Source organism: Moorena sp. SIOASIH (assembly GCF_010671925.1).
In the GTDB taxonomy this organism is placed as follows: domain Bacteria; phylum Cyanobacteriota; class Cyanobacteriia; order Cyanobacteriales; family Coleofasciculaceae; genus Moorena.
Genome location: NZ_JAAHIH010000005.1, coordinates 632,209 through 645,852 on the forward strand (window position 1 = coordinate 632,209; position 13,644 = coordinate 645,852).

At 42.5% G+C, this 13,644-nt stretch carries 19 protein-coding genes; 9 read left to right on the plus strand and 10 right to left on the minus strand.

Annotated features, from left to right (window positions below; genetic code table 11):
- Positions 1-175: 175 nt before the first annotated feature.
- Complete coding sequence (locus tag F6J90_RS29815; RefSeq protein WP_293102093.1) at positions 176-2,245, minus strand: prolyl oligopeptidase family serine peptidase; 2,070 nt, start codon at positions 2,243-2,245, stop codon at positions 176-178.
- A 231-nt stretch (positions 2,246-2,476) separates the two neighbouring features.
- Here F6J90_RS29815 and F6J90_RS29820 point away from each other — a divergent pair, with 231 nt between their 5' ends.
- From F6J90_RS29820 to F6J90_RS29835, 4 genes are all read left to right on the plus strand, one after another.
- Positions 2,477-3,082 (plus strand): Uma2 family endonuclease, encoded by a 606-nt coding sequence (locus tag F6J90_RS29820; protein WP_293102096.1) that lies wholly within the window; start codon positions 2,477-2,479, stop codon positions 3,080-3,082.
- Complete coding sequence (locus F6J90_RS29825) at positions 3,066-3,230, plus strand: hypothetical protein (protein WP_293102099.1); 165 nt, start codon at positions 3,066-3,068, stop codon at positions 3,228-3,230. The genes F6J90_RS29820 and F6J90_RS29825 overlap by 17 nt, the downstream gene beginning before the upstream one ends.
- Positions 3,231-3,333: 103 nt before the next feature.
- On the plus strand, positions 3,334-3,573 hold the full coding sequence (locus F6J90_RS29830) for a type II toxin-antitoxin system HicA family toxin (protein ID WP_366513913.1): 240 nt from the start codon (positions 3,334-3,336) through the stop codon (positions 3,571-3,573).
- A complete protein-coding gene (locus tag F6J90_RS29835) occupies positions 3,560-3,778 on the plus strand; it encodes a type II toxin-antitoxin system HicB family antitoxin (protein ID WP_070391965.1) in 219 nt (72 codons plus the stop codon). Before F6J90_RS29830 ends, F6J90_RS29835 begins: the two co-directional genes overlap by 14 nt.
- 20 nt (positions 3,779-3,798) lie before the next feature.
- Here the strand turns inward: F6J90_RS29835 and F6J90_RS29840 are convergent, their stop codons facing one another.
- The 8 genes from F6J90_RS29840 to F6J90_RS29875 form a co-directional block, all read right to left on the minus strand.
- Positions 3,799-4,143 (minus strand): XisI protein, encoded by a 345-nt coding sequence (locus F6J90_RS29840; protein WP_293102103.1) that lies wholly within the window; start codon positions 4,141-4,143, stop codon positions 3,799-3,801.
- Positions 4,144-4,244: 101 nt separating this feature from the next.
- Entirely contained in the window at positions 4,245-4,571 is a 327-nt protein-coding gene (locus F6J90_RS29845; protein ID WP_293102106.1) for a type II toxin-antitoxin system Phd/YefM family antitoxin, read from the minus strand.
- A gap of 241 nt (positions 4,572-4,812) precedes the next feature.
- The gene (locus F6J90_RS29850; protein WP_293102109.1) at positions 4,813-5,115 is read right to left on the minus strand and encodes a helix-turn-helix transcriptional regulator; all 303 of its coding nucleotides are present in this window, start codon (positions 5,113-5,115) and stop codon (positions 4,813-4,815) included.
- Entirely contained in the window at positions 5,108-5,266 is a 159-nt protein-coding gene (locus F6J90_RS29855) for a type II toxin-antitoxin system RelE/ParE family toxin (RefSeq protein WP_293102112.1), read from the minus strand. The genes F6J90_RS29850 and F6J90_RS29855 overlap by 8 nt, the downstream gene beginning before the upstream one ends.
- Before the next feature lie 34 nt (positions 5,267-5,300).
- Positions 5,301-5,678 carry a type II toxin-antitoxin system VapC family toxin gene (locus F6J90_RS29860; RefSeq protein ID WP_293102116.1) on the minus strand — a complete coding sequence of 126 codons (378 nt, stop codon included), beginning with the start codon at positions 5,676-5,678 and terminating at the stop codon, positions 5,301-5,303.
- Entirely contained in the window at positions 5,668-5,892 is a 225-nt protein-coding gene (locus F6J90_RS29865; protein WP_293102119.1) for a hypothetical protein, read from the minus strand. Before F6J90_RS29865 ends, F6J90_RS29860 begins: the two co-directional genes overlap by 11 nt.
- 36 nt (positions 5,893-5,928) lie before the next feature.
- Complete coding sequence (locus F6J90_RS29870) at positions 5,929-6,306, minus strand: XisI protein (RefSeq protein ID WP_293102121.1); 378 nt, start codon at positions 6,304-6,306, stop codon at positions 5,929-5,931.
- Positions 6,294-6,710 (minus strand): XisH family protein, encoded by a 417-nt coding sequence (locus tag F6J90_RS29875; RefSeq protein WP_293102123.1) that lies wholly within the window; start codon positions 6,708-6,710, stop codon positions 6,294-6,296. Before F6J90_RS29875 ends, F6J90_RS29870 begins: the two co-directional genes overlap by 13 nt.
- 68 nt (positions 6,711-6,778) lie before the next feature.
- Between F6J90_RS29875 and F6J90_RS29880 the strand changes: the two genes are divergently transcribed.
- On the plus strand, positions 6,779-7,105 hold the full coding sequence (locus F6J90_RS29880; RefSeq protein ID WP_293102125.1) for a hypothetical protein: 327 nt from the start codon (positions 6,779-6,781) through the stop codon (positions 7,103-7,105).
- On the opposite strand, the gene F6J90_RS29885 is transcribed toward F6J90_RS29880, so the two are convergent.
- Positions 7,041-8,675: a tetratricopeptide repeat protein gene (locus F6J90_RS29885; RefSeq protein WP_293102128.1), complete on the minus strand. Its 1,635-nt coding sequence runs from the start codon at positions 8,673-8,675 to the stop codon at positions 7,041-7,043. The two genes, F6J90_RS29880 and F6J90_RS29885, sit on opposite strands and share 65 nt — an antisense overlap.
- 184 nt (positions 8,676-8,859) lie before the next feature.
- On the opposite strand from F6J90_RS29885, the gene F6J90_RS29890 reads away from it, so the two are divergent.
- From F6J90_RS29890 to F6J90_RS29905, 4 genes are read left to right on the plus strand one after another with little or no spacing between them, the layout of a single operon-like run.
- On the plus strand, positions 8,860-9,636 hold the full coding sequence (locus tag F6J90_RS29890; protein WP_293102131.1) for a hypothetical protein: 777 nt from the start codon (positions 8,860-8,862) through the stop codon (positions 9,634-9,636).
- A 17-nt stretch (positions 9,637-9,653) separates the two neighbouring features.
- Complete coding sequence (locus F6J90_RS29895) at positions 9,654-11,888, plus strand: dynamin family protein (protein ID WP_293102134.1); 2,235 nt, start codon at positions 9,654-9,656, stop codon at positions 11,886-11,888.
- Between the two features lie 51 nt (positions 11,889-11,939).
- Positions 11,940-12,101 carry a hypothetical protein gene (locus F6J90_RS29900; protein ID WP_293102137.1) on the plus strand — a complete coding sequence of 54 codons (162 nt, stop codon included), beginning with the start codon at positions 11,940-11,942 and terminating at the stop codon, positions 12,099-12,101.
- A 60-nt stretch (positions 12,102-12,161) separates the two neighbouring features.
- Entirely contained in the window at positions 12,162-13,511 is a 1,350-nt protein-coding gene (locus tag F6J90_RS29905) for a hypothetical protein (protein WP_293102140.1), read from the plus strand.
- The last annotated feature ends 133 nt before the right edge of the window (positions 13,512-13,644 follow it).

Here is a 13,644-nt window from a genome sequence, read left to right on the forward strand (position 1 = left end):
GTAGGGAGTAGGGAGCGGTGCGACCCGTGGCGAATTTAATTACGGGTCAAGCGCACGCCCTGGGAACAGAGGAAAAAAATTCTCACAATTCCTACACGGATCCCTATATTTTATCGTGAACTGCGTCCTAAATCCTAGCCTGAAAATCCTAGGCAAATCATGGTCTGTTGAAGCTCTAAACTTCTACCTCTAGGGTTCTGAGTAAGAACGCCCACTTATCAGCAATCTCCTCAATTATCTTACTGGTGGGCTTCCCGGCACCATGTCCTGCTTTGGTCTCAATCCGAATTAACACTGGTTGTTCCCCTTCATGGGCTTCCTGCAAGGCTGCGGCAAATTTGAAACTATGGGCAGGGACAACCCGGTCATCATGGTCAGCGGTGGTAATCAGGGTAGGGGGATAAGCGGTTCCTGGTTTGAGATTGTGTAATGGGGAATAGGCGTAAAGGGCTTTAAATTCCTCTGGGTTATCTGGGGAACCGAAATCGGAACACCAGGCCCAACCAATGGTAAATTTATGGAAGCGCAACATATCTAGTACTCCCACCGCTGGTAGGGCTGCACCGAATAAGTCTGGACGCTGAGTCATGCAAGCACCGACTAATAATCCCCCATTGCTACCGCCTGCGATCGCAAGTTTCTGTGGTGAGGTGTACTGAGCACCAATTAGCCACTCCGCCGCCCATATAAAATCATCAAATACATTTTGCTTGTTGAGTTTTGTGCCAGATTGGTGCCAATCTTCCCCATACTCACCGCCACCACGGAGATTGGCAACAGCATAAACACCTCCCATTTCCATCCATACCAGATTGCTAATGGAGAAATTGGGGGTTATGGAGATATTAAAGCCGCCGTAGCCATAGAGGTAAGTGGGGTTATTGCTATCTAACTCCAATCCCTTCTTGTGGGTGATAAACATAGGCACTTGGGTGCCATCTTTGCTAGGGTAGAAAACTTGTTTGGTCTCGTAGTCATCGGGATTAAAGTCTACCTGGGGCTGCCGGAAAATGGTACTTTCTCCACTGACCATGTCGTAGCGATAGATGGTTGCAGGGGTGGTGAAGCTGGTATAGCTGTAGAAGGTTTCGGTATCATAACGTAAGCCATTGAAACCACCAACCGAACCAATACCAGGTAATTCGACTTCCCGCACAAAGGAACCATCTAGGTCAAAAATTTTGATGGAGGAGTGAGCATCTTTGAGGTAATCGGTCACAAATTGGTTGTTGAGTAAGCCTACACCTTCTAGGGTTTCATCGGCTTGGGGAATTATTTCTTGCCACTGTGCCTGATCAGGATGATTAGTATCAATGGCAATGACTCGACTGCGAGGGGCATCTAAGTCTGTGCGGAACCAAAATACTGATTGATCATTGCCGATGAAGCTATAGCTGGCATCAAATTCTTTAATGAGTTCCACAACCGGGGAATCTGGGTCTTGCAAATTTTTATAAAACACCAGATTCTTGGGGTCAGTACCCAGGGTAACTATAATTATCAGATAATTACCATCTTCAGTGACTCCACCACTGACACCCCATTCTTTCTGGTCAGGGCGCTCATAAATCAGAATATCTTCTGACTGGGGTGTTCCCAGCTTATGATAATAGAGCTTTTGATAATAATTGAGGTCTTCTAATTTAGTGGCTTCATTGGGTTCATCGAAGCGGCTATAGAAGAACCCTTGATGGTCGTGAGTCCAAGATGCCCCAGAAAACTTTACCCACTTAATCTGATCCGAGAGGTCAAGACCTGTTTCCACCTCCCGCACTTGCCACTCTTGCCAGTCAGAACCAGACCTAGACAGACCATAGGCCAGCAGTTTGCCATCTTTACTAATGGCTAAACCTGATAGGGCAACGGTACCGTCTTCTGAAAGGGTGTTGGGGTCAAGTAATAGGGTTGGTTCAGCATCCAGGGAGGTCAAGGTGTAGAGAACACTTTGGTTCTGGAGACCATCGTTTTTGAAATAGAAGTAGCGATCGCCTTTTTTAAACGGAGTGCTATATTTCTCGTAATTCCATAGCTTGGTGATGCGCTGCTTAAGTGTTTCCCGTGTTGGTATTTCGCTGAGATAACCAAAGGTGACTTGATTCTGTGCTTCTACCCAAGCTTTAGTTTCCTCTGAATCTGGGTCTTCTAGCCACCGGTAAGGGTCAGCAACTAGAGTACCGTGGTAATCATCGACTTGGTCGGCTTTGCGGCTTTTGGGATAGTTCAGGGGTTGACTGGTAGATGGCATGGTGGCAGATGGTGAAGCAGCGTTTCTAGTTTAACGTTTCTATTCTTTGGGCCGAGGTTGGAGGACATGGGTAGTTATCGGGCTGATCGCGAATTGATCTAAAATCTATATAAGGCTAATAATAAGGTAGAGGGATAAGGGTGGAAATTGTAACCAGCAAGATGCCGGTTCCACCAAGATGCCGGTTCCACCAAGATTCCTGTTGGGGAAGGCAAATCGCCCCTGATAATTATGACTAGATCGATCACACCACAACTAGCAACGCCCCTAGAGCTCAAGACTCGTCCGGCTTTTGATATGAGTGATGACGAATTCTTTGCTTTTTGTCAGCTTAATCGGGAGTTACGGATCGAACGGGACCAAGATGGAAGGCTTGTTATTATGACTCCTACAGGAGGGGAAACTGGCGGTCGCAATTTTGATTTGATTGTTCAGTTTGGCAATTGGGTATGCCAAGATGGTACAGGGAAAGGTTTTGATTCTTCTACTGGCTTTATACTTCCCAATGGAGCAAATCGTTCTCCTGATGTTGCTTGGGTCAAGCTTGAGAGGTGGGAATCCCTAACTAAAGAACAACGAAAGAAGTTTGTACCCCTATGCCCCGATTTTGTGATTGAGCTACGTTCTGGAAGTGATCGCCTGGAAAACTTGCAAGACAAAATGGCAGAGTATAGGTCAAATGGGACTTTGCTAGGTTGGCTGATTGACCCGAATCAGCGGCAAGTTTATGTATATCGTCTTGGGGCGGAAGTTGAACAACTGGATAATCCAGCGAAGGTGAGTGGTGAGCCAGTTTTACCTGGGTTTGTGCTCCAGATGGATGAGATCTGGGATTGAGGAGCCTACCCAAGATACGTTCAATTTTTGCGATCGCATTGCCATGGGACTGTGGGAACAGGTTAAAAAACAGTTTAGCAAAAGTAAGCTATTGCCACTGTTCGCGCTGCTTGACAATATTCGCACAAAAATTTGGCACGCTACTTAAGCCACTTTCACCAGTTGAGATTTTAATCTAGCTTGGAGTTAGATACACTAGGTAATATGTAAAATCTCTACCCAATGCCAAAGAAAATCAGGAGGTGCGACCCGTGGCGAATTTAATTCGCCAACGGAAAGCGCACCTCATAGAACTCAAACAAATGCTTCACCAAGCGGGTTTTACAGAAATACGAGGTAAAGGAAGTCATACAAACTGGATACATCCTCTTTATGCTGGAAAACTAACAGTTTCAGGTAAAGACGGAAACGAGGCTAAACCCTATCAAGAAAAGAATGTACAAAAAGCTATTGATGAAGTACTAGGTAATCTTAATAATGATCAAACTTAAATATCAAATGATAATTCAATGGTCAGAAGAAGATAATTGTTTTTTAGTTGGTTTTCCCGACTTCCCCGGACAACAATGGCGGAGTCATGGCGATACTTATGAAGAAGCGGTTAATAATGGAACTGAAGCTTTAGAATCTTTGGTAATAGCCTATCAAGAAACAGGTGAAAATCTTCCCGAACCAACTATCAATACAGCAGCCTAGTTAGTGCGATTGACCGTAGATCAAGCTACTTGAGGAGCAAATTCAGTATATTGTCTCAGATGAGGTGGATGAAATGCTAAAACAATCTCCTCTGGTGGTATCCCCTTCTGTAACAAATCTGTGGCCACCCCATCCTCGGTCCAATCTTCCTCAATCCAAATCTTGTCATCTTTGAAACGGATATGAATCATCACACTCTTAATCCGTTCATCTTTCCACCAACCCATCAGCAGCAAAAGGTACTGATCCTGTAGCTGATCAAACGCTAAAGCACTTTCAGTGGTAGAACCAGATTTTTCATTGATCTGATGATACTCTGTTAAAACTTCCTGGACAATTTCCCGATAACGCTTTAATCTATCCATTGCTCAATCACCTCACTTTCCGAATCAACGACCAATAACTTAACCTGATTTCGTATCTCGAACCCAGCACTCACTCGATTCAATAGCTTAATAAACGTGCTTTAGATTTCTGGATCATCACCTAAAAGTTGATCTATACTTTCGAGCCTTTGTTGAGAACCACGGCGAACACGATGAAATGCTTCCTTTAACGGAATACCTTCTCCTTGCTCAAACTCCTTAATACTCTTTCGGATGCCCGCAATAGACTCAAGCAATTCCATCCTATCGAGAAGTTGCTGATAGCTTTCAGCATCTTGAACAACTGCAGCAGCTTTGCCATTAACAGTAAGAACGATTGGTGCTTTAGTTTCTTTGAGCCTTGCGATAAAGGCTTTAGCGCCCCGTTGGAATTCTGAGAGGGGATGGATGTCACTCAGACTAAACATGATAGTTTTTAGAAATTATTTGATAATTTAATGTTAATAGCTTGAAACTGTTTTGTCTAATGGGATCCATTTAGCAGTCAGTGGTCAGCAGTCAGTGGTCAGTGGTCAGTGGTCAGCCTTTAGCTGATAGCTGATAGCAGCTCAAGTAGCGTGCGCATAAGCTGATAGCTGATAGCTGATAGCTGATAGCTGATAGCTGATAGCTGATAGCTGATAGCTGATAGCTGATAGTTTACAACTATCAAACTTTCGGGACGACTTCTACCTTCACTTCCATCCCTACTTTTCCTAGCAAATTAATTAACTTATCCACACTGAATCGACTAATTTCACCATTCATTAAATTACTAATCCTCGGTTGGGTTTCTCCCAAAAACTCTGCTGCCTCATTTTGAGTCCATCCCCGCTCCTGAATATAGGAACGTAAATCTAACATCAGATCCGCTCTTACCTTGAGATTCATTGCTTCTTCTGCCTCAAATCCCAAATCTTTAAATACATTGTCGTCCCCTAACAGGACGTTTACGGTTTTTTCCTCAGTCATTTTTATGTTTATCCTTTTGTTCCTTTCTAAACTGAACCATCTCCTGATAACGCTTCTGTCCTAGTTGAATGTCCCGCTTTGAGGTCTTCTGTGTTTTTTTATGGAAAACATGAAGTACATAAATAGCTTTTGCTGCTTGTATCAATGTCAAACACCTTAATACGTAGTGCTATATAGGGCAGTCGCTACCAATTAATTACTGTTAAAACCGTTACCTTCGCAAATTCTTGATCAGCCGTCACCAAACTGGCAGAATTTTGTATAGCCATCGCCGCAATTATAGCATCGGGCAATTTCAACCTATATTGCTGGCGAATTTCAATAATTTTCTCAATCAACCCAGTGTCAATCGACACTAAACCGATCACCTCTACTCGCTGAAGAAACTGTTTAAAAAGTTGGCGATCGCTTTCGGCTAGCCCAGAAAACGCCAGAAACTCAATTTGGCTAATAACTGAAATCCCGATCCACTCAGCATTTTGTAATAATTGAATTAGTTGAGTATTTCCTTGCAGTAGGGCCACAATTGCATTCGTATCCAGAAAATAGCGATTACCACTCATCCCTTAGATTCCTTTGCATAGCTACCGCATCTCCCCCAAAGGTTAATCGCCCCACCAAATCAGAAAAATCATACTTTAATTCCTGCTTCTCAACTGATGAAACTGGATCTAAAACAAGAACAACATTAACCTCAACTGCCCTTAACTGAGTCGGAATAGTAAGATTCAAACAACCAGATTCATCAGTTTTAGTGGTCAGTTTTAGAACTTCCATTGCCAGTAGAATGAGTGGACTTTACCTTAGCTTATCTTAGCGCGATTGATCGTCTATTAGCATAGTGCGTTCCGCTACTTGAGGAGCAAATTCAGTATATTGTCTGAGATGAGGTGGATGAAATGCTAAAACAATCTCCTCTGGTGGTATCCCCTTCTGTAACAAATCTGTGGCCACTCCATCCTCGGTCCAATCTTCCTCAATCCAAATCTTGTCATCTTTGAAACGGATATGAATCATCACACTCTTAATCCGTTCATCTTTCCACCAACCCATCAGCAGCAAAAGATACTGATCCTGTACCTCATCAAAAGCTAAAGCACTTTCAGTGGTAGAATCAGATTTTTGATTGATCTGATGATAGTCTTTTAAAACTTCCTGGACAATTTCTCGATAATGCTTTAATCTATCCATTGCTCAATCACCTCACTTTCCGAATCAACGACCAATAACTTAACCTGATTGCGATTGATAATCATCTGAGTTAACTGGCGTTTAAAATAATTTTTGTAAGTTCCTTTGGTAATTGCCAAATACAGTTTGAAATCCAATTGTTTTTCTACCAAAATATCCCTATAAACAATATACTGACCCACAGCCTTTTCTAGGTCATTTACAAACGAGCGACCCAAGAAACTCTTGACCTCTACAAGAATTTTTCGACCCTGCTTTTCTGCTGCGATCGATTTTTCTGCTGCAATATCCACGTATAAGCGCTCGCCACCATACTCCAAAGTATAATCATCAGTTAAAATCTCCCAGCCATCTTTGACTAATGCAAATCTAACAGCATTATGGTAAATATCTTTAGCAGGCATGGGCATTGTTGCAGCAAAGACCGGTTCCATCCTAACGCGATATTGAAGGTGATCTCAAGTGTGTCCAAATGCGTTCGCGTAGCGTGGCCTACGGCCAATCGCTTTTAGCGGAAGCTGAGGCCGTAGGCCACGCTTCGCGAACGCTTCATCGCACAAGTGCGGAAGCTGAGGCCTACGGCCAATCGCTTTTAGCCGCTCCAAAAGACCATCGCAAAGCCCTAACCCTTTCCGCTAATCCCACGTCTCAATGGCCTGAGCTAGTGTTTGAGATTGATACAAGCAGCAAAAGCTGTTCTAGTAAACTCTTGCCTATTCCCTACTCCCTACTCCCTACTCCCTATTCCCTATTCGACCGTAGAGCACATTTAGCCCCTTCCGGGCATTGCGAATACTAGGATGATTGGGGTCTAACACTGGCGTGAGGATGCTCAGAGATTTGTGGAAAAAGCTCACAGCTAGCTTTAACTTATCCAATTCGTTACTCTCTTGCGAGATCAGCCAAGCCAAATCACTCAGGTACATTCCCACTTGGGGATGATTGTTGCCGTAAGTTGAGTTCAGGGACTTGATGCACTCTTGATACAATTCAATGGCCTCAGTCAGCCGCCCCAGGGTTTTGTAGGTCAGTGCCAAACTTGCTTTATGCACTGCTAAGTTAGGGTGATTGGGACCGTAGAACTCTTCAATTACGTTAATCGCGTCCTGGTGAAATTGTTCTGCCTTATGATATTCCCCTCGATAAAGATGGAGGTTGCCTAAACCCTGTTGAGTGGCTGCCAGGTGAGGGTAGGCTTCAGCATCCGATTTTTGGATCAAGATATCTAATGCTTTATTATATAAAGACTCGGCTTGCTCTCGCCGATCGGTTTTGCTGTAGAGTGCTGCTAATCCATTCAGGACGCAGGCTACCCGTGAGTGTTTTTTCCCATAGATAGCTTCGTACAACGACCGTGCCCGCTCAAACTGGGTTTCGGCTTCTGGGAATTGCCCGCGATCGCTAAAAAGTTCAGCTAAAGCATGGGTGCTGGCAGCCACATCGGGATGCTTTTCTCCGTGAAGCTGGGTGCGTTGGCCTAATGCCTTAGTAAAGTATTGCTGGGCTAGATTGTAGTTGCCCCGTTGATGGTGGATAATACCCAGCCAATGACGGCTATCTGCCGCTAAGGTTCGATTAAGTTTAAGGGTTAAGCATTCCTCGAAGGCGTTTTGAGCCTCATCCAGTTGCTGTTGAGCCAGATATACCCGACCTACACTCAATAATAATGGCCCATGATCCTTGGCATCCACAGAAGGCAACTTAATAGCTGTCTCCAAGGGTACTATTATATCTGCCAGACCGGTCAGGGCTTCTTTGGTATAGTTGCTGAGTCGATCAGGAAAATGGGGAATGACCTCAGTAGCCATGGCTTGGCAAAAGGCTTTTTGAGCTGTCACGGCGAAGTTAACCCTTTCTTTTGTCTTTCGCCGTTTAGCCTTCTCTAGATTGTCGTGATATTTGGATTTGCGTTGATCCCACACCTTTCCTTCACCAAATAGCGATCTTAGGATTTTTTGTTCGTTTTGAGGTGAGGGGCGATGGGGCAGGGATAGGGAAAAATCCCACATGGGCTTGGAATACCCATGTCTGCGCTGCTGGTTACTTTGAATCACTTCGTATTTTGCAAGGGTGGAAAGGGTATCTCGAATTTCCTCATATTGCTCCTTAGGATCTAGGGTTTGGAACTTGATAAGGTTTTTTCGCTGGTTGTGTTTAAAGTCTTCCAGTTGAGCACACCAGGTAATCAACCTCACAAATGCATCTGGTGTGCCCTCTACCTTTAGTGTCTTGTGATCTTTGAGTTGAAGGGGCTTCAGATTTTGAATCCCAGGGAATTTACGTCCATAATAACGCCAGGTTAGGCGGGTGAGCAGTGCGGCAATCAAAAGTTCCGCGTAGTTCTTGTGTCTTTTCAGAGGTCGAGTCATTCGATTCGGCTATATCCTAAGCTGTAAGCCTTAGCATACTTAAGCTTCAGGGAATATTTTCTGACAAGTTGGCATTTTTTTTCCTAAGCTTTAACAATATTAATGGGAGAAATTAAAACATCCCAAATCCTGGTGGGAACAGGATCAAAGCCCTGTTGTCTCACCCTATTGCTAGGGAAAATTTATGGACCCTGACTCGAATATCAACGACGGGCTAATCAGCTTGGCTCACGATCTTGGCATCGATCTCAATCACTCTCAGTCACCTGAGTTGGATCTAGATATGAGTGCTACTAACGATTGGATGCAACCGAGTGGGTTTAATGATTCATCGGACATCAGCCAGCCCGGTTCCGAACCTTGGAATTATCATAGCCTAGAGCATTTCAATGCATGGCATGAACAGGGTAACTGGATGCACTCCGATCCTACGACCCGTACAGATGCGGTGGTGTCTGAGCCGAACCATAACTTTCAGAGTAATGACAGTTATCATGGTGCGAATACTTTTGAAGATGTGGCGAGTCCTGCTATCGACTCTAGTTTTTATGAGAATGGCTTCTTCCGGAACTCTGTCCCTGACTACCAGGATTCTTCAGGACTATACTCCCCACACAGCACTCATGGGCAGACGGTTTCCTACAGCGATCCATCCTCTTGTTCTGGAGAAATTTACACAACCATCAACCATAGCGGCTCAATTTACAAACATACTCCTGATGGCAATTCTTACTATGAGGGTTATGTGATCGAAAGGACAGTCTACAACGCTTCCGGTGAGGAGCTTGGTTATGGTGGGCGAGATGGCAAGATTTACGATCACTTTGACCATCTGATGGGTCGGGTCGATGCTTGCGGCGATGTTTATAACGCAGCAGGAGAGAAAGTCTATCACACCACCAAAGGCGTTGTTGGTGGTGCGGTTTATCTACTAGATGTTTACTACGGTGGTGTTGAGTAGGAGAAAGGAGTAAAACGATGGCAAAAGCATTACCTGGGAAAAAGGGACTTTGGGGACAGATGAAGCAATTTGGCTCAAACGTTCTAGACTGTATAACTCCTGGAAGTAGAGGCGCGCGAATTACTGCCAATGCTTATCTGGAAAACAATCAAAATTTAATTGCTTATAACCAAACGCGAGATCAACTCCAGGAGCAGATTGAAGCAGCAAAAATGGACCTTCAAGTGGTCATGCAGCACAAAAGTCTGGAGTTTCAAGCTAATGAAGGACAATTAAATCGACAGCTAAAAGAGTACTTAGCAACCCTTAACCAAGCTTTTAACCGGAACGAGGGAAAACTTAATCGAGAGTTGCAGGCAGATATAGCGCGTCTGAATCGAGAGTTTCAGGTTAATGAAGGGAAACTGAATCGACAACACACAGCTGAGATAGAGTCATTCCGCGCTCAACTGCAAATTTTCTTACAGGAGCGACAAAACGACTTACAAGTCCAGTTAAGCGAGAATCAGGCGACTCTACAAAAAGAGTTAGCAATATACCATCGAGAGACAAGTTTACTTGTTATTCGCGAAAAACGTCGGCAGGACAATTGGCCCTTAACTCTAGATGAAGAACAAATTATTGAGCTAATCGATTCACAAAATGAATTATTAGTTTTGTTTTCTCCTCCGACATTAAGATATGATCGAGCTGGAAATAGAAATAAAGCCACTGCAGATTTTTCCGATATGGAATTGAGGCTGGGGCAGGGATTACGGTGGTTCTTCGGGAAATACACTAAAAACGGAAGACCTATCAATTGTCAATCCGGTTTATGGAAGACGAAGGCTTTTCATAGTGAAGGTGCTAATAGCCCTTTGTTTAGGAGTCTAAGACCTATACCCACTGTCTTCTTGGATATTTTATTAGAGGAGGATACCTACCACTTCAATTGTGGCAGTTGGAATAGCACATACAACAAACCCGACCTTAAATCCATTCCTGAGGATCCCGACTTCAATCCATCTTGGCGGCAATTTTTAGAGGATTGCGACCCAGACGAACTCCGCCGTTTCTTGAGTGTTCAGCTTTATCTTTTGGCTGGTCGAAAAGCTGATGAGCATTTCCTCCTGAATGTGCATCCCAGGGAACGCCAACGTCCTTTGTTACCAGAACTCTTGCCTGAGTTATTACAAAAAGTGCCAGAGGAATATAGAGAGGATGTAATTGAAATGGTTGTCTCTGGCTGCATTGCCCTCTATGGCGTTTTAGAGGAAGAAGAATCAGCTTGGGTTCCAGAATTAAAGCTGGATTTAGCCTTAAGTTTATCGGTTTTGGAAGATAAATCTTGGGCAAGGGAACAATTCAAAGAATCCCTGCAATCCTGGTTACAGCTTCGAGGATTACCACAACCAGAAGGTCGTCAGGCTTTGCTTGATGAAGTTGTAACAAACATGACCAGTGCCGACGTCGATTACCACGATAAAATTGTGGAGTGCCTGAAGTCTCTTGGAGATATTCAGCAAAGTCAACAAATTTTGGATATTTTTACAAAAAATAGGAGAACAAAGATGATTTCATCAGAATTTCAAAACACCTATATACAGATTAAAAATGCTGGAAACAATTTATTAGAATTTATCGAAGATAATGTCAGAGCATCCGACGATGATTATGAAGTCGATATCCAAGGATTGCAAACTATTAAAAGAGATATTGAAAAATCTTTAGAAGCTTTAGACAATCAACAGTATAATGTTGCTGTAATTGCTCCAATTAAAGCAGGAAAAAGTACATTCTTGAATGCTATTATTGGCGCAGATATTCTCGCAAGTGAAACTGCAGCATGTACAGTTTGCCGCACAGGTGTCCGACATATTAATTCTGGAACACCTGAACTTTGGGAATACCGAGAAGGTCAAGATAAACCTCTTGTTATAGCTGAAGGTGATTCAACAAATATTGTAAAAACATTTTTAGATCGAACCCGTGAAATACGAGAGCAATCTAATCAAGATAAGGTTACCTACTTTGAACTTTGGCATCCTATTGAAGCCATTAGTGATTACTCATCTCTTGCAGGGTTTACGCTAGTTGACACTCCAGGACCTAATGAGTGGGAGTCCACAGGATTCAACACAGCAGAATTAAAACGAGTGTCTTTAGAAGCAGTAAGAACTTGCGATGCTATCCTATTCATATTAGATTACACATCTTTCAAAGATGAAGCTTCTTCGGAACTTTTTAAGGAATTACTGAATAGCCGAAAATAATTCCTTAAAACTAATACAGGAAAGATTTACTTTATCCTAAACAAAGTAGATATGAAAACGGATAAAGACAGACCGATTGATGAGGTAATTTCAAGTTTAGAGCAAGATCTCAAAAACTTTGGTTTTACCAACCCGACCATTTATCCTGCAAGTGCTAGACAAGGATTGTGGTCAAAGCTAATTCAACAAAATTTAGCACCTAAATCTTTATAAGAAGAATTTGAAAAGCGCTATGGTCCACAATATGCTGAACGTGATGAAAGGGGTAGGCTAGTGGTTCCTTTAGCATCGGAAATTGCTCCTAAAGCTCTAAAAGATAGCGGTATTACTGCAATTGAGAAAGAAGTAATCCAGACAATTATCAAGAATTCTGGTTGGAATCTTTTAAGTAGTGTTTGTGCAAAGCTTGATAAGGCTTGCAAGGCTATTGAAGATACATTCAATACGGCAATATCTGGCTGGGGTATGGAGCTAAAAAAGCTTCAAAAAACGGTAGAAGAGTATAAGCATCGATCGGATTTAGCTAAGAAGCAAGTTGGGAATGTTAAAAAGGTTGTAAAAGCTAAAGAACAGGAGTTAATAGAACGCTACATGGATCAGCTAAATCAGTTTTCAGATTTGGCTAAACTTCGGATAAGAGACGAGTTTCAAAAATTTGCAGAGTCAAGAAAGCCAAAGGATAATCTAAGCAATATATCTCCTATTAACATATTCGGATTTGGAGGATTTGGAGAATTCGGATGGATAAAACCACTTGAAGATTTATTCAAAAAACAATTACCGTTCGTCTTTGATAGCTCAAAATCTGGCTCAGATCCTTATAAAATAAAAATTGATAGTGAATCCCAGGCTCAGAAGGTTTTAGAAGCGATTAATGATTTTTGCCAACCTGCAATCAGCGATTGGTGGATGGATACAGAAGATCGACTCATCCGAGAAGGTAATAAAATTCAAGAAGAATTGCGTTTTGAAATCCAGCAAAAAATTCAAGAAATTTCAAATTATCTATCCAGCTATTTGAGAGAATCCCTAAAAATCAAGTTGAATCACAATCCGATTCAATTTCCTAGTTATGAGTTTCCAACTATTGATGACCAGATTAAAAAACAGCAGGAATCTTATCGAAAATATGAGGTTGTCACAAAATACAAATCTCAAACAGAATATAGAAAAGAAAAACACTGGGTAGAAGGAGGGTTTTGTGGATCTGGATATTACGATTACTCTTATAAGCCATACACTGTGGAAGTCCCTTATGAAGATAAAGTTGCTACAACTAAATCTAAAACTGTGTACGAAATTGACTTAAACCAGACAGCTACGGCCATCACTAAAAAAATAGACCAGCAATCTAATGCAAGCAAAAAAATGCTTGAGCGTATTATTGACAAACAGGTCATGATTCACTTTAGAAGTGCGGAGCAACAAATCAGTGGCTATATCGAAAAATTTCAAAATCAGTTTGACCGCATACTAAAAGAAAGAGAAATAAAAGGTGCCAAAGCACAGCAAGTTCGTCAGACTATTGAGTTGAAAAAAAAGTCATTAAAAACTCATATCGATGAATTGAAGATGATCGATAACTCTTTAAATGCTTGGAAGCCTGAAGAAGTAGTTAAGTAGACATTAGCCGATCTTGTACTGGCTACTGCGGCAGCGTAACGCACCAAAAACACAATAATGGTGCGTTACGACCCAAAAGAGCAAAATATTGCTGATGTGCTACAATCGAAAACCTTTTTGCGTCATTAGTAGT